17 protein-coding genes are annotated in these 18971 nt (G+C 68.1%); 10 read left to right on the top strand and 7 right to left on the bottom strand.

Features of this window, described 5'->3' with window-relative positions:
• Positions 1-93: 93 nt before the first annotated feature.
• The 3 genes from aroC to KVT39_RS24905 form a co-directional block, all read right to left on the bottom strand.
• Positions 94-1194, bottom strand: coding sequence for a chorismate synthase (gene aroC / locus KVT39_RS24915; RefSeq protein ID WP_217590435.1), 1101 nt, complete (start codon positions 1192-1194; stop codon positions 94-96).
• Between the two features lie 253 nt (positions 1195-1447).
• Positions 1448-3382, bottom strand: coding sequence for an MFS transporter (locus KVT39_RS24910; protein WP_217590434.1), 1935 nt, complete (start codon positions 3380-3382; stop codon positions 1448-1450).
• 142 nt (positions 3383-3524) lie between these two features.
• Entirely contained in the window at positions 3525-3980 is a 456-nt protein-coding gene (locus tag KVT39_RS24905; RefSeq protein WP_006488504.1) for a CBS domain-containing protein, read from the bottom strand.
• A 156-nt stretch (positions 3981-4136) separates the two neighbouring features.
• On the opposite strand from KVT39_RS24905, the gene KVT39_RS24900 reads away from it, so the two are divergent.
• Positions 4137-4454 carry an Mpo1-like protein gene (locus KVT39_RS24900; protein WP_034183400.1) on the top strand — a complete coding sequence of 106 codons (318 nt, stop codon included), beginning with the start codon at positions 4137-4139 and terminating at the stop codon, positions 4452-4454.
• A 15-nt stretch (positions 4455-4469) separates the two neighbouring features.
• Here the strand turns inward: KVT39_RS24900 and KVT39_RS24895 are convergent, their stop codons facing one another.
• On the bottom strand, positions 4470-5798 hold the full coding sequence (locus tag KVT39_RS24895; RefSeq protein WP_131946479.1) for a YihY family inner membrane protein: 1329 nt from the start codon (positions 5796-5798) through the stop codon (positions 4470-4472).
• A gap of 144 nt (positions 5799-5942) precedes the next feature.
• On the opposite strand from KVT39_RS24895, the gene wrbA reads away from it, so the two are divergent.
• From wrbA to KVT39_RS24875, 4 genes are read left to right on the top strand one after another with little or no spacing between them, the layout of a single operon-like run.
• Complete coding sequence (wrbA, locus tag KVT39_RS24890) at positions 5943-6563, top strand: NAD(P)H:quinone oxidoreductase (protein ID WP_034183398.1); 621 nt, start codon at positions 5943-5945, stop codon at positions 6561-6563.
• The gene (locus KVT39_RS24885) at positions 6560-6952 is read left to right on the top strand and encodes a DUF2069 domain-containing protein (protein ID WP_034183397.1); all 393 of its coding nucleotides are present in this window, start codon (positions 6560-6562) and stop codon (positions 6950-6952) included. The genes wrbA and KVT39_RS24885 overlap by 4 nt, the downstream gene beginning before the upstream one ends.
• Positions 6953-6970: 18 nt before the next feature.
• Positions 6971-8392, top strand: a complete 1422-nt coding sequence (locus KVT39_RS24880) for an FAD-binding oxidoreductase (protein WP_217590433.1) — start codon at positions 6971-6973, stop codon at positions 8390-8392.
• A gap of 25 nt (positions 8393-8417) precedes the next feature.
• Positions 8418-9248, top strand: coding sequence for a metallophosphoesterase (locus KVT39_RS24875; RefSeq protein WP_217590432.1), 831 nt, complete (start codon positions 8418-8420; stop codon positions 9246-9248).
• Between the two features lie 79 nt (positions 9249-9327).
• Here the strand turns inward: KVT39_RS24875 and KVT39_RS24870 are convergent, their stop codons facing one another.
• On the bottom strand, positions 9328-9492 hold the full coding sequence (locus tag KVT39_RS24870) for a hypothetical protein (protein ID WP_165948056.1): 165 nt from the start codon (positions 9490-9492) through the stop codon (positions 9328-9330).
• A 117-nt stretch (positions 9493-9609) separates the two neighbouring features.
• On the bottom strand, positions 9610-10551 hold the full coding sequence (locus KVT39_RS24865; protein ID WP_105390696.1) for a LysR family transcriptional regulator: 942 nt from the start codon (positions 10549-10551) through the stop codon (positions 9610-9612).
• Positions 10552-10708: 157 nt separating this feature from the next.
• On the opposite strand from KVT39_RS24865, the gene KVT39_RS24860 reads away from it, so the two are divergent.
• The 4 genes from KVT39_RS24860 to KVT39_RS24845 are packed head-to-tail and all read left to right on the top strand — an operon-like array spanning position 10709 to position 15576.
• Positions 10709-12268 carry an efflux transporter outer membrane subunit gene (locus KVT39_RS24860; RefSeq protein ID WP_131946476.1) on the top strand — a complete coding sequence of 520 codons (1560 nt, stop codon included), beginning with the start codon at positions 10709-10711 and terminating at the stop codon, positions 12266-12268.
• 15 nt (positions 12269-12283) lie between these two features.
• Positions 12284-14488 (top strand): FUSC family protein, encoded by a 2205-nt coding sequence (locus KVT39_RS24855; protein WP_217590431.1) that lies wholly within the window; start codon positions 12284-12286, stop codon positions 14486-14488.
• Entirely contained in the window at positions 14485-14688 is a 204-nt protein-coding gene (locus tag KVT39_RS24850; RefSeq protein ID WP_011351756.1) for a DUF1656 domain-containing protein, read from the top strand. Before KVT39_RS24855 ends, KVT39_RS24850 begins: the two co-directional genes overlap by 4 nt.
• Before the next feature lie 12 nt (positions 14689-14700).
• A complete protein-coding gene (locus KVT39_RS24845; protein WP_034183392.1) occupies positions 14701-15576 on the top strand; it encodes an HlyD family secretion protein in 876 nt (291 codons plus the stop codon).
• A gap of 21 nt (positions 15577-15597) precedes the next feature.
• Here the strand turns inward: KVT39_RS24845 and KVT39_RS24840 are convergent, their stop codons facing one another.
• Positions 15598-17280 carry a methyl-accepting chemotaxis protein gene (locus tag KVT39_RS24840; RefSeq protein WP_034183391.1) on the bottom strand — a complete coding sequence of 561 codons (1683 nt, stop codon included), beginning with the start codon at positions 17278-17280 and terminating at the stop codon, positions 15598-15600.
• A gap of 404 nt (positions 17281-17684) precedes the next feature.
• Between KVT39_RS24840 and KVT39_RS24835 the strand changes: the two genes are divergently transcribed.
• Positions 17685-18923 (top strand): MFS transporter, encoded by a 1239-nt coding sequence (locus KVT39_RS24835; RefSeq protein WP_217590430.1) that lies wholly within the window; start codon positions 17685-17687, stop codon positions 18921-18923.
• The last annotated feature ends 48 nt before the right edge of the window (positions 18924-18971 follow it).

The raw sequence follows: 18971 nt of genomic DNA, 5'->3' as shown, positions 1-18971 counted from the left end.
GCAAACGAAACGGGGCGCTGCATCACGCAGCGCCCCGTTTGCATTCGTCGCTCGACGGTCGAGACGAGGCGCACCGCGCCCCGCCCGCTTGCGTCAGGTCGCGCTGCCCGCGATCTTCGGCGTCGTCGTCTCGACGTCGCCGCACTGCGCACGATGGCGCAATGCATGGTCGATCAGCACCAGTGCGAGCATCGACTCGGCGATCGGCGTCGCGCGGATGCCGACGCACGGATCGTGGCGACCGAAGGTTTCCACCGTAGCCTCCTCTCCGGCCTTCGTGATCGAGCGGCGCGGCGTGCGAATGCTCGACGTCGGCTTGATCGCGATCGACACGGTGATGTCCTGTCCCGTCGAGATCCCGCCGAGCACGCCGCCCGCATGGTTGCCGACGAAGCCGCTCGGCGTCAGCTCGTCGCCGTGCACGGAGCCGCGTTGCGCGACGCTGTCGAAGCCCGCGCCGATCTCGACGCCCTTCACCGCGTTGATGCTCATCATCGCCTTCGCGATGTCCGCATCGAGACGGTCGAACACGGGTTCGCCCCAGCCGACCGGCACGCCCGACGCGACGACGTCGATGCGCGCGCCGATCGAATCGCCATCCTTGCGCAGCGCATCCATGTAGGCCTCGAGCTCGGGAACGATCGCCGCGTTCGGCGAGAAGAACGGATTCTCGCGCACGTGCGACCAGTCGACGAACGGCACGTCGATCTCGCCGAGGCCGCTCATGTAGCCGCGCACCTCGACACCGAAGCGCTCGCGCAGCCACTTCTTCGCGACCGCGCCCGCGCCGACGATCGGCGCGGTCAGGCGTGCAGACGAGCGGCCGCCGCCGCGGTAGTCGCGGATGCCGTACTTCTGCCAGTACGTGTAATCGGCATGGCCGGGACGGAACGTCTCGACGATGTTGCCGTAGTCCTTGCTGCGCTGGTCGGTGTTACGGATCAGCAGCGCGATCGGCGTGCCGGTCGTCACGCCTTCGAACACGCCCGACAGGATCTCGACCTCGTCGGCCTCCTGCCGTTGCGTCACGTGCCGCGACGTGCCGGGCTTGCGGCGATCGAGCTCGACCTGGATGTCGGCTTCGGTCAGCCCCATCCCCGGCGGGCAGCCGTCGATCACGCAGCCGATCGCGGGACCGTGCGATTCGCCGAAGGTCGTGACAGTGAAAAGCGTGCCGAGGGTATTGCCGGACATGATGGAACCGCCCAAAGAGAAATGAGCAAACCGATGCGCCGCCCGGGCCGCAGGCAGGTCGATCGTTTGCCGGTCGAGAAAAAGAGGTAAGCCGCTATTATGCCAGCCGTCCCGACAGAGCGTGCCGCATGAGACGCAGGCCGGGCGCACGGTACGTGCACGCGCAGCCCCGTCGGTGCGGCCGGAAGCCCGTTCCGGCCCGCTTCCAGGCGAAATACTCGCCCGGCGCGATACCGGCGGGCACCCCGCCCGCCTACTTCCGAGCGCCGCGCAGCTCGGTCACCGCGGCCTGCAGCGATTCGGGCGTCGCGACCGACGCCGGAATCGGCTCGCCGACCGCCAGCGTCAGCCGGCTCATCACGCCGCGCTTGATGGGCCGCGGCATCCGCGCATCGGAATGCCGCGAAAAATAGCTGCCCCACAATCCACGCAGCGCCATCGGAATCACCGGCGCCGGCGTGCGGCTCAGGATCTCGGTGATGCCGTGGTGGAACGTGTTGATGTCGCCCGTCTTCGTCAGCTTGCCCTCGGGGAAGATACACACGAGTTCGCCGTCCTTCAGCGCGGCCTCGCACGCGTCGTACGCGCGCGCGAGCATCCCGGGGTCCTCGTGACGCGGCGCGATCGGGATCGCCTTCGCATGCCGGAACACCCAGCTCGCGAAGCGCGTCTTGAAGATCCGGTGATCCATCACGAAACGGATCGGGCGCGGACTCGCGGCGGCCAGCACGAGCGCATCGACATAGCTGACATGGTTGCAGACGAGCACGGCCGCACCCTCCGCCGGAATCCGCTCCGCGTGCACGAGGCGAATCCGGTAGAAGGTGTGCACGAGCACCCACGCGACGAAGCGCAGCAGGAACTCGGGCACGAGCAGGTAGATATACGCGGCGACGATGACGTTCAGCAGCGCGGTGACGAGGAACAGGCCCGGGATGCCGACGCCGGCCTTGGTCAGCCCCATCGCCATCACGGCCGACAGGATCATGAACAGCGCGTTCAGGATGTTGTTCGCGGCGATGATCCGCGCACGGTGCGTCGGTGCGCTGCGGCTCTGGATCAGCGCGTACAGCGGCACGCTGTAGAAGCCGCCGAACATCGCGAGCAGGAACAGGTCGGCGAGGATGCGCCAGTGGCGCGCGCCGGCCAGGAATTCACCGACCGACAGCAGGTGGCCGGGCGACGGCAGCGCGTGGCTCGCGAAATACAGTTCGATCGCGAACACGCTGATGCCGATCGAGCCGAGCGGCACGAGGCCGATCTCGACGCGCCGCTGCGACAGGCGCTCGCACAGCAGCGAACCGAGGCCGATGCCGACCGAGAACGTCGCGAGCAGGATCGTGACGACGTCGGGGCTCGCGGACAGCACGTCCTTCGCGAAATTGAAGAACGACGTGAGGAACGTCGCGCCGACGAACCACAGCCACGAGATGCCGAGCAGGCTCAGGAACACGGTGCGGTTCTGCCGCGCGAGCCCGAGGTTGCGCCAGGTCTCGCTGAACGGATTCCAGTTGATCGCGAGATCGGGCTGCGGCGCCGGCGTGGACGGCACGCGCTGCGAGACGAGCCGCCCCGCGATCGCGATGACGACGACGCTCACCGCGAGCACGCGCTCGCCGCTGCCCTCGATGCCAGCGGCCGCGCCGCCGATGATCGTGCCGATCAGGATCGCGATGAACGTGCCCATCTCGACGAGACCGTTGCCGCCGACCAGTTCGTGCTCGCCGAGATGTTGCGGCAGGTACGAATACTTGACGGGCCCGAACAGCGTCGAGTGCATCCCCATCATGAACGTGCACAGATACAGCAGGGCCGCGCTGTGCGTGACGAAGCCGGCCGCGCCGACCAGCATCAGCACGATCTCGAAGGTCTTCACGAAGCGCGTGAGGGTCGCCTTGTCGTACTTGTCGGCGATCTGGCCGGACGTCGCCGAGAACAGCACGAACGGCAGGATGAAGATCGCGGAAATCAGGAATGCGGCGGTCTTCGCGTCGACGCCGGAGAACCGTGCTGTGTGATAGGTGACGAGCGACGTGAAGCCGATCTTGAAGACGTTGTCGTTCAGCGCGCCGAGGAACTGGGTCGTGAAGAACGGTGCGAAACGGCGCTCGCGCAGCAGGTCGAACTGCGATGCGTGGGCGCGCCGTTCGTCGCGCCGCCCCGAAGTGGCTTGCGTTTGATCGCTCATGCGGAATACGCGCGCGTCGTCTTGGCGAAGCTGCGCGGGCCTTGTTGTGTTGTCGTTGAAAAAACGGCGGCGCAGGACAAACCTGCGCCGCCGCGTGCCGGATGGCGACGCCCGCGCGTCAGGGCGCCGGGCGCGGCGTGGTTCACGGCTTGTGCGCTTCGGCTTCCGATTCCGGCCAGTCGCGGATGTACGCCTTCAGCATCCGGTTCTCGAAGCTCTGCGCCTCGACGACCGTCTTCGCGACGTCGTAGAACGAAATGACGCCCATCAGCACCTTCTTGTCGAGCACGGGCATGTAGCGCGCGTGGCGCTCGAGCATCATCCGGCGCACTTCGTTGACGTCCGTTTCCGGCGTGCACGTGAGCGGCTCGTCCATCACCTTGCGCACCTGCACGTCGCCGATCGCACCGCCGTTGACGTGCAGGCGCAGGATGATCTCGCGGAACGTCAGCATCCCGACGAGATCGCCGTACTCCATCACGACGAGCGAACCGATGTCGTGCTCGGCCATCGTATCGACCGCTTCGCGCAGCGGCTTATCGGGCGTCACCGTAAACAGCGTGTTGCCCTTCACTTTCAGAATATCGCTGACGCGCATCGTAGTCCCCTCATGCTTGAATGCAAAACCTCTTTCGATCCTATCGGAAAGCCTGTCAAAAGGAAAGCACGGGCCGGCGCGGCGCGCCGCCCCGCTTGCGGACACCGGCCGCCGGCCGCACAATGGCCGCATGAACAGCGGCCCGAGGAGACGGCCATGGCGCATACGCATTCGGAGCAATTCGCCAGCTTCGCTGATTTCTACCCGTATTACCTGAACGAACACCAGAACCTGACGTCGCGGCGGCTGCACTTCATCGGCTCGCTCGGCGTGATCGGCTGCGTCGCGATGGCGATCGCGACAGGCCACTGGTTGTGGCTGCCGGCAGCTGTCGTCTGCGGCTACGGGTTCGCGTGGGTCGGACACTTCTTCTTCGAGAAGAATCGCCCGGCCACGTTCCGGCACCCGATCTACAGCCTGATGGGCGACTGGGTGATGTTCAAGGACATCTGCATCGGCAAGATTTCACTGTAGCCGCCGGCCCCGCACTCACGCGGGCCGCGGCGGCCGTGCGTGCGGGTCGGGCACGCCGTCCGGCGCCTGCCCCGGGATACCCGTCGGCTGTGCGCCCGCGAGCCGGTGCGCGGCGATCAGCGACGCGAGCGACACGTCGAACCGCTCGTTCGACAGCACCTCGAGCAGCGCCGCACCGTCGACATGGCTGCGCCGCCGCTGCAGCTGGTAAGTCAGCTCCGTGCGGTCGATCACCAGCACGTCGAACAGTTGCGCCAGGGTCAGCTGCTCCGGGTTCGCCAGCAGGACATAGCGCGGCGCGGCATCGCCGCCGTCCAGCCGCGCGACCCATTCGCGTTCCTCCATGGTCGTCAGCAGCCGTTGCGCGGTTTCCATGTCGCAGCGCAGCATCGCCGCGAGCCGCAGCGCCGCGTACCCGGGCTTGCCGGCCGCGCGCGCCTCGGCAAGCCGCGCGAGCAGTTCGAGCGCATCGAGCAGGTCGCTGCCCGGATAGTGGATGCGATGGAACTGGCCGACGCGGATCGCCGGCAGCGCGGAGGTCACCATCGCACCGAGCAGCGCGACGAACCAGCTGAGATACACCCACAGCAGGAACACCGGCAGCGCCGCGAATGCGCCGTACACGGCCGTATAGGTCGGAATGCGCCGCACGTAGTAGCCGAAGCCGCGCTTCGCGAGTTCGAACGCGACGGCCGCGAACAGCCCGCCGATCACCGCGTCGCGCCACGCGACCGTGCAGTTCGGCAGGTACACGTACAGCAGCGTGAACGCGAGCACCGTCAGCGGCAGCGACGCGAGCGCGAGCAGCCACTCGACGATCGACGTCGACGGCGCGGCGCCGGTGAACGCCAGCGACTGCGTGAACAGGTACGACGAGATCGACAGGCTCACGCCGAACAGCAAGGGCCCAAGCGTGATCAGCGCCCAGTACGCGAGCACGCGCTGCGCGAACGGCCGCGGCTTGCGCACCCGCCAGATCAGGTTGAACGCCGATTCGATGGTCATCATCGTCATCACCGACGTGACGACGAGCACGATCAGGCCGGCCGTCGTCAGCCCCTTGGCCTTCGACGCGAACTGGTTCAGGTACTTGAAGATCTGGATGTTGAACTGCGCGGGCATCAGGTGATCCGCGAGGAACCCCTGCAGCGACAGCTGGAACGACGCGAACATCGGGAACGCGGTGAACAGCGCGAACGCGACCGTCACGAGCGGCACGAGCGCCAGCATCGTCGTGAACGTGAGGCTGCCCGCCACTTGCGGAATGCGATCCTCGGCGCTGCGCCGGGCCGCGAACTGCGCGAGGCGCTTGATGGTGTCGAGATCGACGTTCAACTTCGGCAAACGGCTTCTCCTTCTTGATGCCGCGCGCCCGCAGGCGCGCCGCCGCCGCGCTGCGCGACGGCTTCAGCCCCTATAATAGCCGCTCGATCCAGCAGGGGCCGACTGCACCGGGCACGCGCGCGGCCGCACGCGGTTCCGTAGCCCATGAAAGACATCCTCGTCCTCTATTACAGCCGTCACGGCGCCACGCGCGATCTCGCGCTCGCGATCGCCAACGGAATCGACAGCGTGCCGGGCATGCAGGCACGCATCCGCACCGTGCCGCCCGTGTCGACGGTCTGCGAAGCCAGCGCCCCCGACATTCCCGCCGACGGTCCGCCCTATGCGGAACTGCGCGACCTCGAGGAATGCGCGGGCCTCGCGCTCGGCTCGCCGACCCGCTTCGGCAACATGGCCGCCGCGCTCAAGTATTTCCTCGACGGCACGACGCCGCAATGGCTGTCGGGCGCGCTGACCGGCAAGCCGGCGAGCGTGTTCACGTCGACCGGCAGCCTGCACGGCGGCCAGGAATCGACGCTGCTGTCGATGATGCTGCCGCTGCTGCATCACGGGATGATGATCGTCGGGATCCCGTACACCGAATCCGCGCTCAGCACGACCCGCACCGGCGGCACGCCGTACGGCGCGTCGCATGTCGCGCAGCACGGCCGCGCCGACCCCGAAAGGCTGTCGGCGGACGAAAAGGCGCTCGCGGCCGCGCTCGGCGTGCGGCTCGCACGCGCGGCGGCCGCCCTCTCCAACGCCCAGGCCGCCGACGCCGCATGAACGCGCCCGCCCGCCCCGCCGTCGCTGCCCGGCCGCGCTGCGCGCTGGCCGCCGTCGCGTGCCTCGTCGCACTGATCGCACTGTCGCTCGCGTGGGAGCTGTGGCTCGCGCCGCTGCGCCCGGGCGGCTCCGCGCTGATGCTGAAGGCCGTGCCGCTCGCGCTCGCACTGCCCGGCGTCTGGCGGCGTAACATCTATACGATGCAGTGGGCGAGCATGCTGATTCTCGTCTATTTCGCCGAAGGCATCGTGCGCGGCATGTCCGATCGCGGGTTGTCCGCAACGCTCGGCTGGTGCGAGACCGCGCTTGCCGTCGGCTTCTTCGTGGCGGCGCTGGCGTACGTCGCGCCGTTCAAACGCGCGGCGAAAAAGTCGCGCGCCGCGTCCTGACCCTTACGCGACAAGGTAATGATGTCCTCCGAAGCTTTCGTTTCCGCGTGCCGCGACGCGATCGGCGCCGACCATGTGCTGACCGATCCGCACGATACCGAACCGTTCCTGACCGACTGGCGCCGCCGCTACAAGGGTGCCGCGTGCGCGGTGCTGAAACCCGCGAACACGGCCGAAGTCGCCGCGCTCGTCAAGCTGGCCAACGCGCACGGCATCGCGCTCGTGCCGCAAGGCGGCAACACGGGCCTCGCCGGCGGCGCGACGCCCGACGCGAGCGGCAGCCAGGCCGTGCTGAGCGTCGCGCGCCTGAACCGCGTGCGTGCGCTCGATCCGCACAACAACACGATCACCGTCGAAGCCGGCGTGATCCTCGCCGACGTGCAGGCACGCGCCCGCGAAGGCGGCCGGCTGTTCGCGCTGAGCCTCGCGGCGGAAGGCAGCTGCACGATCGGCGGCAACCTGTCGACCAATGCTGGCGGCACCGCGGTGCTGCGCTACGGCAACGCGCGCGAGCTGTGCCTCGGGCTCGAGGTCGTGACGCCGCAGGGCGAGATCTGGGACGGCCTGCGCGGGCTGCGCAAGGACAACACCGGCTACGACCTGCGCGACCTGTTCATCGGCGCGGAAGGCACGCTCGGGATCATTACCGCTGCCGTGATGAAGCTGCATCCGCTGCCGGCCGCGCAGGTCACGGCGCTCGCCGCGCTCGAATCGCCGCACGCGGCGCTCGACTTCCTCGCGCTCGCGCAGCGTGCGGCCGGGCCGCTGCTGACCGGCTTCGAGCTGATGTCGGATTTCTGCATGCAACTGGTCGGCAAGCACTACCCGCAACTGCGCTACCCGTTCGCGCAGACGCATTCGCAGACGGTGCTGCTCGAACTGTCCGACAACGAAAGCGAAGCGCATGCGCGCGCGCTGTTCGAGAAACTGATGGAAGAAGCGTTCGAGGCCGGGCTCGTGGTCGACGCGGTGGTCGCGGAGAATCTCGCGCAGTCGCGCGCGTTCTGGGACCTGCGCGAGCACATCCCGCTCGCGCAGGCCAACGAGGGTCTCAACATCAAGCACGACATCGCGGTGCCGATCTCGTCGGTCGCGCGGTTCATCGACGAGACCGACGCGGCGATCCAGCAGGCCGCGCCGGGCGCGCGGATGGTCACGTTCGGCCACCTCGGCGACGGCAACCTTCACTACAACGTGCAGATGCCCGAAGGCGGCGATCCGAAGGCGTTCCTCGCCGCGTTCCAGGCGCCGATCAACCGGATCGTCTACGACAACGTGCACCGCCACCACGGCACGATCAGCGCGGAACACGGGATCGGCCAGTTGAAGATCGACGACGCGCAGCGCTACAAGTCGCCGGTCGAAACGACGCTGATGCGCACGCTGAAGACCGCGCTCGACCCGCGCGGCCTGATGAATCCCGGCAAGGTCCTGCGCTGAAGCCGCCCACTCCGGAGCGAAGCCCGTGAAAGTCCGCATCCTGTCCGACCTGCATCTCGAAAGCAACCAGCCCGACGTAATCGCGCATGCCGACGCGGATCTCGTCGTGCTCGCCGGCGACATCCACAATCACGCGGAAGGCCTGCGCTGGGCCGCCGAGACGTTCGACCCGGCCGTGCCGGTGATCTACGTGCCGGGCAACCACGAGTACTACGACGGGGAATTCGGCGCGCTGGAGGCGGCGATGCGCGACGCGGCGCATGCGCTCGACAACGTGCATTACCTGAACAACGGCGTCTACGTCGATCCCGAACAGCGCTTCCGCGTGCTCGGCACGACGCTGTGGGCCGATTTCTCGCTGTTCGGCAGCGACGAAGCCAGCATCGCCACCTCAATCGAAGCCGCGCTGCGCGTGATGCTCGATTTCAAGGGATTGATCCAGGTGACCTGGCCGCACGACGCGGCGCTGCATGCGGCACCGGGCGCGGCGGAACGGGATTTCTCGCCGGCCGACGCGATCGCGCTGCATCGGCAAGGCCGCGCGTGGCTGGAAGCGCAGCTCGCGGTGCCGTTCGCAGGGCGGACGATCGTCGTCACCCATCATGCGCCGCACCGGCGCTCGCTGGCGGAACGCTATGCGGAAGACCTTGCGTCGGCGGGGTTTGTCACGGATATGGCTGAACTCGTGCGGCCGCCGGTGGATTTGTGGATCCACGGCCACACGCATACGTCATTCGACTATGTTGCGGACGGCGGCACGCGCGTGGTGTGCAATCCGCGCGGCTACATCCGCCGGCGCACCGGCGAACTGGAAAATACCGCGTTCGCGTGGGACAAGGTCGTCGAGCTCGGCTGAACGCCAAGCCCGCCCGGCCGCGTTGCGCGGCCTTCTCCGACCGGGACTGATACGGGTCGTACGGGCCGATATGGCCCGATCAGCGGTCGCTGCGGCGCGATCCGTGCTGTGCCGCGCGCACGCGCACCGGCACCGGCTTCATCCGTGCCTTCGCCTTCATCGCACGCAGCAGGTCGCGGGTCGCCGCGGCGGCAGCGGCCGCGCCAAGCAGGACTCCAAGGCCGATCATCAGGTGCGTATCCATTGCTACTCCGGGGTGACGTATATCGATTACTTTAACAGTATCAAACTGTCAGACACGCGTTCGTAAAAAAATGTTGCGTGAAGGACAAATCTCGTCAGATTGCAGTCAACCGCGCGCTCATGTCGCACGCGTGTACTGCTCGAGCGCGGCTTCGTCGGCGGCGAGCGTGGACGGCAGTTCGTCACGCAGGAAATCGACCCAGGTACGGATTTTCGCGTCGAGGTACTGACGCGACGGATAGAGCGCGTAGATGTTCATCACGTGCGACCGGTATTCGGGCATCACGCGCACGATATGCCCGCTGCGCAGCCAGCCGATCGCCGAATAAAGCGGCAGCCCGCCGATCCCCATCCCCTCCCGCACGGCCACCGCGAGCGCCTCGGCGACGTTCACGCGAAACGGCGGCGCCGTGATCGGAACGACTTCTTCGCCGTTCGGCCCCGCCAGCGCCCATTCGTCGTAGTGAAAGCCCGGCGCGACCATCCCGAGGCACACGTGCTGCGCGAGATCCGCCGGCCGCTGCGGCACGCCGTGCGCCTCGACGTAGCCGGGCGACGCACACACGACGCTGTAGCTCTCGCCGAGCCGCTGCGACACGAGCCCCGAATCGGGCAGGTCGCGGCCGACGACGATTGCAACGTCGTACCCCTCGTCGAGCAGGTCGGGCATCCGCTGCGCGAGCGTCAGCTCGACGTGCACGTCCGGATAGCGCTCGCGATAGCGCGCAATGGCCGGCACCAGGTAGTGCTGGCCGAGGCTCGTGAAGCAATGGACCTTCAGCTTGCCGGACGGGCGCGCGTGCGCGTCGCCGGCCTCGGCTTCGGCCTGGTCGACGTACGCGAGGATCTGCTCGCAGCGCTGCAGGTAGCGCTCGCCGGCTTCGGTCAGCGCGATCCGGCGCGTCGTGCGGTTCAGGAGACGCGTGCGCAGGTGCGCCTCGAGATCCGAGACCGCGCGCGACGCATAGGCGGTGGTCGAATTCATCTGCTGGGCGGCCGCGGTAAAGCTCCCCGCGTCGACCACGCGGACGAATACCCGCATGTTTTGTAACGTATCCATCCGATTACCCGTTTGAATCCGGACGGATTGTTGCACAGAGGCGAACAAGTATTGTCTCAGGATTCGTAAAAATGACTTGCACCGTTGTCCGTTTATTCAGGAATCACTGAAAAATATAATCGCATCCGACTCATCTATATCCGAAAGGGAGAAAATCGTGCAGTCTCCGGCGACAAAAGGGACGCTCGCACTGGCGGTTCTTGCAGTCTCATTAATAATGGCCGGATGCGCGAGCATGGGCGACAACAAGCCGCAGTCGGCCCGCATCGAAGCGAACGCGCTCGACGCCGGCGCCGCGATCCGCGCAGCCGACCGCGACGCGGGCTGGCCCGCGGCCGACTGGTGGCGCGCCTACCGCGATCCGCAACTCGATTCCTGGATCGCCGCCGCCCAGGCCGGCAACCCGACACTCGCGGCCGCCGAGGCACGCGTGCGCGAAGCGCAGGCGATGGCGCGCGTCGCCCGCTCGGCCGAACTGCCGCAGATCAACGGCAATCTTTCGCTGATGCGCGAGCACTGGCCCGACAACGTGTTCTACGGCCCGGGCCCGCTCGCGAACGCCGATACCTGGAACAACACCGGCACGCTCAGCCTGTCGTACCACCTCGACCTGTGGGGCAAGGACAAGAACACGACCGAACGCGCGCTCGACACCGCGCATGCGACCGCCGCCGACGCGCGCGCGGCGAAGCTCGAACTCGAAGTCAACGTCGTGCGCGCGTACGTCGGCATGTCGATGAACTATGCGCTGCTCGACCTCGCGCACGAAACGTTCGAACGCCAGCGCTCGCTCGCCGATCTCGCGCGCAAGCGGCTGCAGGCCGGCCTCGGCACGCAGCTCGAAGTGAGCCAGGCGGAATCGACGCTGCCCGACTACGAGCGCCAGATCGACAGCTATGAAGAAGCGATCCAGCTCGCGCGCCACCAGCTCGCCGCACTGGCCGGCAAGGGCCCGGGCGCCGGCGACGCGATCAAGCGGCCGCAGCTTGCGCTCGACGCGCCGGCCGGCCTGCCGTCGGCGCTGCCGGCCGACCTGCTCGGCCGCCGCCCCGATGTGGTCGCGGCGCGCTGGACGGTCGACGCGCAGGCGCGCGGCATCGATGTCGCAAAGGCCTCGTTCTACCCGAACATCGACCTGCTCGCGACGGTCGGCGGCTTCGGCGTGACCGCGCCGTTCACCGACTTCCTGCGCGCGATGAACGGCGGCTGGACGGCCGGCCCCGCGCTGACGCTGCCGATCTTCGAAGGCGGCCGGCTGCGCGCGCAGCTCGGCGCGGCGAATGCCGGCTACGACCAGGCGGTCGAGCGCTACAACCAGACGATCGTCGGCGCGCTCAAGGACATTGCCGACCAGGTCGTGCGAATCCGCTCGCTCGATACGCAGAAGAAGGACGCCGCGCGCTCGGTGGCCGCCAACGACCGCAGCTACCAGTTGTCGCGCGAGGGCTTCCGCCGCGGGCTGACCGATTACGTGAACGTGCTGATCGCGCAACAGCAGTTGCTGCGCGCGCAGGAGACGGCGGCCCGCATCGATGCGGAACGCCTCGCCGCGCACGCGCAGCTGATGGCCGCGCTCGGCGGCGGCGTCGAGACGGGCGAAGACGTTCCGGCGGACGACCAACCCGCCGACGGTGCCAACCCGTCGGACGCGAAGCCCGCGGCGGCCGTTGCCCGGCCCGCGCAGGTCGCCGCGACCGGCACGCCGGCCGCACGGTAACGCGGAGCGACCGCCATGTCAGCCTCCTCCCCCGCTTCCACGCACGCCGGCGGTCCGCTCGCGGCCTGGTCCGCCGCGTTCGGCGACTGGGCCCGCAGCGACGGCGCCGCGTGGCTCTACCTGTTCAAGGCGCTGCTCGCCGCGTTCATCGCGACCGGCGTATCGATGCGGCTCGACCTGCCCGCGCCGAAAACGGCGATGACCACGGTGTTCATCGTGATGCAGCCGCAAAGCGGCGCGGTGCTCGCGAAGAGCTTCTACCGCGTCGCCGGCACGATCTTCGGGCTCATCGCGACGCTCACGTTCGTCGGCTTGTTTCCGCAGCAGCCGCAGCTGTTCCTGCTGGCGGTCGCACTGTGGGTCGCGCTGTGCACGGCCGGCGCCGCACGCAACCGCAACTTCCGCAGCTACGGCTTCCTGCTGGCCGGCTACACGACCGCGCTGATCGGGCTGCCCGCTTCGCAGCACCCGGACGGCGCGTTCATGAGCGCACTGACGCGCGTTGCCGAAATCATGGTCGGGATCGTGTCGGCCGGCGTGGTCAGCGCGCTCGTGTTTCCGCAGTACACGGGCGAGCAGATGCGCACGACGGTGCGCAAGCGCTTCGGCAGCTTCGTCGACTATGTCGCTTCGGCGCTGTCGGGCAAGCTCGACCGCGCGCATATCGAAACCATCCATACGCGCTTCGTCGCCGACGTGGTCGGATTCGAGGCCGCGCGCAGCATGGCCGTATTCGAGGATCCGGATACGCGGATGCGCAGCGGCCGCCTCGCGCGGCTGAACAGCGAGTTCATGAGCGCATCGAGCCGTTTCCATGCGCTGCACCAGTTGATGAACCGGCTGCATGCGGCCGGCGCGCAGGCCGCGATCGACGCGATCGAGCCGTACTTCCGCGAGATCGCGCCGCTGCTGCTGACGCCCACGGGCGAACCCGTGCGCTCGTCGACCGACGCGGGGCACGCGGCCGAGCAACTGCTCGCATGGCGCGACGCGCTGCCGCGCCGCATCCGCGCGACCCGTGCGGCGCTCGAAACGCAGCCGGACTTTCCGCTGCTCGACTTCGATACGGCCGCCGAACTGCTGTACCGCTTCATCACCGACCTGCACGAGTACGCGGCGACCTATGCGTCGCTGTCGACCGCGACGCACGAACGCGAGCGCTGGATCGAACGCTACGAGCCGCGCACCAACATGACGGCGATGGTGATCGCGGCGATTCGCACCGCGACCGTGATCCTGGTGCTCGGCTGGTTCTGGATCGAGAGCGCATGGCCGAGCGGCGTGACGCTCACGCTGACGGCGGCGGCCACCTGCGCGCTCGCGTCGTCGACGCCGCGCCCGACCGCGATGTCCGCGCAGATGGGCATGGGAACGGCACTCGCCGTGTGCACGGGTTTCCTGCTGACGTTCGGCATCTATCCGCACATCGACGGCTTCCCGCTGCTGTGCGTCGCGCTCGCGCCGCTGCTTGCGATCGGCATCTTCATGACGCTGAAGCCGAAGCTCGCGGGCTACGGGATGGGCTACCTGATCTTCTTCAGCTTCCTCGCCGGCCCGGACAACATCACGCACTACGATCCGACCAGCTTCATGAACGACGCGCTCGCGCTCGTGCTGTCGATGCTGGCGTCGGCGATCGCGTTCGCGGTGCTGTTCCCGCCGACCGCGCCGTGGCTCAAGAAGCGGCTGTTCGCCGACCTGCGCCACCAGGCCGTCGCGGCCTGCCACGCGCGGCTCGCCGGCTTGCGCACGCGCTTCGAGAGCGGCGCGCGCGACCTGATGTACCAGGCCCACACGCTGTCGGCCGACCAGCCCGACGTGCAGCGCGACGCGCTGCGCTGGATGTTCGCGGTGCTCGAAACCGGCAACGCGGCGATCGACCTGCGCCACGAGCTGGCGACGCTGCCGTCCGACCCGCGCTATGCGCCGGCGATGCCGTGGCGTCGCGCGATCGAGACGATGCGCGGCTCGCTGTCGACGCTGTTCGCGAAACCGAGCGCCGCGCGCTTCGATGCGACGCTCGCCGCGACCAATGCGGCGATCGATGCGACCCGGCAGACGCTCGACGCGTTCGAGCCGACGCGCGACGAGCGCCACCGGCTGCAGCGCATCCTGAGCCATCTGCATTTCGTGCGCACCGCGCTGCTCGATCCGGAATCGCCGCTCGAGCCGCTCAACCGCAACCGCCCCGTGCGTCCCCAACCAGGAGCCTCGTCATGATGCCGCGTGAAATCGCCATTCTCGATGCCTACATGCCCACGGTGGTGCTGATGTTCGTCCTCGGCGCGCTCGCGACCTGGGCCGTCGACCGCCTGCTCGCCTATACAGGCCTCTACCGTCTGGTCTGGCACCCGTCGCTGTTCCGGGCCTGCCTTCTCGTCTGCATTTGCGGCGGACTGAGTCTTGCCGTTTACCGTTGATTCCGAACCATCATGATTCTCAGAAAACTCTTCGGCTTCGTCGCGACCGCCGTCATCCTTCTCGTCGCGATCCTGATCGGGCGCTCGCTGTGGGTGCACTACATGGACGATCCGTGGACGCGCGACGGGCGCGTGCGCGCCGAGATCGTCAACGTCGCGCCGGACGTGTCGGGCGCGATCGTCGAGCTGCCCGTGCATGACAACCAGCTCGTGAAAAAAGGCGACCTGATCATGCAGATCGACCCGTCGCACTACCAGATCGCGGTCGAGCAGGCGCAGGCGGCCGTCGCCGCCCGCCGCGCGGAACTGCAGATGCGCCGCGACGACGCGGCCCGCCGCGCCGATCTCGATGCGCTCGTCGTATCGAAGGAAAACCGCGAGAACGCAGCGCACAGCGCGTCGAGCGCCGATGCGCAGTACCAGCAGGCAATCGCCGCGCTCGACGCCGCGAAGCTCAATCTCGAACGCACGCGCGTCGTCGCGCCGGTCGACGGCTACATCACGAACCTGCAGACGTTCAAGGGCAACTACGCGGTGGCCGGCCAGGCGAAGCTCGCGATCGTCGACAGCCACTCGTTCTGGGTCTACGGCTATTTCGAGGAAACCAAGCTGCCGCGCGTGAAGATCGGCGCGCCGGCCGAGATGCGGCTGATGAGCGGCGGCGTGATGAAGGGCCACGTCGAAAGCATCTCGCGCGGCATCTACGATCGCGACAACCCGCAGAGCCGCGACCTCGTCGCGGACGTGAACCCGACCTTCAACTGGGTGCGCCTCGCGCAGCGCGTGCCGGTGCGCATCCGGATCGACGAAGTGCCGGCCGACGTGGTGCTGTCGGCGGGCACGACCTGCACGGTCATCATCGATCCGATCAAGCAGAAGAAATCGTAAGCGCGGAGCGGCCGGGCGCGCTCAGGCCGCGATGCGAAAACGCCCGACCAGCGACTTCAGCGCCTGCGCCTGTTCGTCGAGCGCGTTCGCGGCCGCCGCCGCCTGTTCGACGAGCGCCGCATTCTGCTGCGTGCCGGCGTCCATCTGCGTGACCGCGCGGCCGATCTCTTCGATCCCGGCGCTCTGCTCGTCCGATGCCGCGGAAATCTCGCCGATGATGTCCGTCACGCGCTTGACCGCGCGCACGACGTCGTCCATCGTGCGGCCCGCGTCGTGCGCGAGCGCCGCGCCGTTCGCGACGCGCTCCACCGATGCGCCGATCAGCGCGCGGATCTCCTTCGCCGCGGTCGCCGCGCGCTGCGCGAGCAGGCGCACCTCGCCCGCGACCACCGAGAAGCCGCGCCCCTGTTCGCCGGCGCGCGCGGCCTCGACCGCCGCATTCAACGCGAGAATGTTGGTCTGGAACGCGATACCCTCGATCGTGCCGATGATCTCGCGAATGTTCTTCGCGCTGTCGTCGATCTCGCTCATCGTCGCGACCACGCGCCCGACGACTTCACCGCCCGTTTCCGCAACGGCCGACGCATTGGCCGCGAGCGTGCTCGCCTGCCGCGCGTTCTCGGCGTTCTGCCGCACGGTCGACGTGAGCTGCTCCATGCTGGCCGCGGTGCGTTCGAGCGCGACGGCCTGCTGCTCGGTGCGCCGCGACAGGTCGAGATTGCCGGTCGAGATCTCGCCGGACGCGGCCGCGATGGCCTCGGCGCTGACGGCGATCTCGCCGACGGTCGCCGCGAGCCCCGTCTGCATCTCGGCCAGCGCGCGCACCATGCTGTCGCGGTCGTGCCGGCCGAGCGCGATCGGCCGCGTCAGGTCGCCGCGCGCGATGTCGGCGGCAATCGCCTTCGCGTGCGCGGGCTCGCCGCCGAGCTGCGACGCGAGGCGCCGCACGACGCGTTCGGCGATCGCGATCGCGAGCACGATCAGCGCGGCCGTCATGATCGCGATCATCGCGAACGACGACGAGAAGATGGTGGCAGACGCATCGAGCGTCGCCTTCGATTTCTCGCCGCGCGTCTTCACGAGTTCGGCGACGAGTTTTTCGAGCTTGCCGGTTTCGACCAGCAGCGACACGTCCTGCGTGCCGACCTGCCAGTTCATCTGCGACAGGTCGAGCGGCTGCGCGCGCACGAGCGCGACGAAATCGCGCAGATGCGCGCTCCACGTGCCGACGGCCGTCGAGAACGCGCGCAACCGCGCCGAATCGCCGGCGTCGGCCGGATCCGCGTAGCGCTGCAGCGTGCCGAGCGCCTGGCCGATCGACGCGAGCCCCGCGCCGACCTCCGCGCCCAGCTCGTCGCGCTCCTTCGCGGTGGTCGCGGTCAGCAGCATCTTCTGCGCACGGCTCGCCCGCAGCACCTCGGCCCGGACTTCCTGCGCCGCGCGGCTCGCGACGTGGCCCTGCTCGTAGACCGACGAGATCGACGCGTTCAGCCGGCTGATCTGCCACAGCGAAAACACGCCGATCGCGAGCGTACCGGCCAGCAGGATCGCGAACGCGGCGCGCAAGGTCGCCTTGACGGTCCACGGCCGGCGCTCACGACGCTCACGACGCGCCGCGCGCGGGCGCCGTGCGGCGCGACCGGCGGCAACGTCGGGTGCGGCGGCGGCCGCACCCGGCCGCGGATGCAATGATGCTGCTTTCATCGATATATCCCCGTATGGATCACGCTGCCGGAAAGGTCGGTTCCGGCGTTCCGCGATGGCAGGCCATGCCGCGCGTCCTGCGCCTGCACGGCGGATAGCCGGTGCCGGGCGCGGCGCACCTGTGGTCATTGGGTCGTTCTACGGCCGCCACCGCCGTTTCTTGAGTCCGGTAAAACACGCAACCGGGCTCCGGCGCGGCCTCGCAATCAGGCAGACGCGCCGCCAGCGTTATACCCGGTCAAAAAAACGGGTAACGGCCGATCTGTCGGATGAATGTCCGATTCGCGATAAAACTTGGCCTGACATTCCTGATGCGCCACATTACACTTCTTTGACGCATCAACGATTCCAAACGCGCCGATCCCCATCAGAGCGCGCCCGTTACCTCAACTCGTTCAGCTCACATGGAAACCAGCCTCGACACCGGAGCCGCCGGCGCAGCCGCCGCGCAGCCGTCCGCGCCCCCCGCATCGCGCACCGTCTATCCGGTGCTCGGCGCGATCAGCTTCTCGCACATGCTCAACGACATGATCCAGTCGTTGATCCTCGCGATCTATCCGATGCTCAAGAGCCAGTTCGCGCTGTCGTTCGCGCAGATCGGCCTGATCACGCTCACCTACCAGATCACCGCGTCGCTGCTGCAGCCGCTCATCGGCCTCTATACCGACAAGCGTCCGAAGCCGTATTCGCTGCCGGTCGGCATGGGCTTCACGCTCGCGGGGCTGCTGCTGATGTCGGTCGCGACGAGCTTTCCGATGCTGCTGGCGGCCGCGGCGCTGGTCGGCTGCGGCTCGTCGGTGTTCCATCCCGAATCGTCGCGCGTCGCGCGGATGGCGTCGGGCGGCCAGCACGGGCTCGCGCAGTCGGTGTTCCAGGTCGGCGGCAACGCGGGTTCCGCGCTCGGGCCGCTGCTCGCCGCGCTCGTGATCATTCCGCACGGCCAGCACAGCATCGCGTGGTTCTCCGCGGCCGCGCTCGTCGCGATGGTCGTGCTCACGCAGATCGGCCACTGGTACAAGAAGCATCCGTCGATGAAGAAGAAGGCCGCGGCGGCCGGCCACCCGACGCTGTCGCGCGGCCGCGTGATCGGCGCGATCGGCGTGCTGGTGCTGCTCGTGTTCTCGAAGTACTTCTACCTCGCGAGCATCAACAGCTATTTCACGTTCTACCTGATCGACAAGTTCCACCTGTCGGTGCAGGCCGCGCAGATCCACCTGTTCGTGTTCCTCTCGGCCGTGGCGGCCGGCACGCTGATCGGCGGGCCGGTCGGCGACCGGATCGGCCGCAAGTACGTGATCTGGGTGTCGATCCTCGGCGTCGCGCCGTTCACGCTGCTGCTGCCGTACGCGAACCTGTTCTGGACGAGCGTGCTGACCGTGATCATCGGCATCGTGCTGGCGTCGGCGTTCGCCGCGATCCTCGTCTATGCGACGGAACTGATGCCCGGCAAGGTCGGGATGGTCGCGGGCCTGTTCTTCGGCTTCGCGTTCGGCCTCGGCGGCGTCGGCGCGGCCGTGCTCGGCCAGCTCGCCGACGCGACGAGCATCACGTTCGTCTACAAGGTGTGTTCGTTCCTGCCGCTGATCGGCGTGCTGACGGTGTTCCTGCCGAACCTCGAAAGCAGCCGGCGCAAGAAGGCGTGACAAGCCGGCCGCGGCGTGCTCGCCGCGGCCGGCTCAAAGGCTTGTACG

The sequence above is a fragment of the Burkholderia sp. GbtcB21 genome (assembly GCF_019091065.1).
Classification (GTDB): Bacteria; Pseudomonadota; Gammaproteobacteria; order Burkholderiales; family Burkholderiaceae; genus Burkholderia; species Burkholderia pyrrocinia_C.
This window is presented reverse-complemented; position numbering and strand designations above follow the sequence as displayed.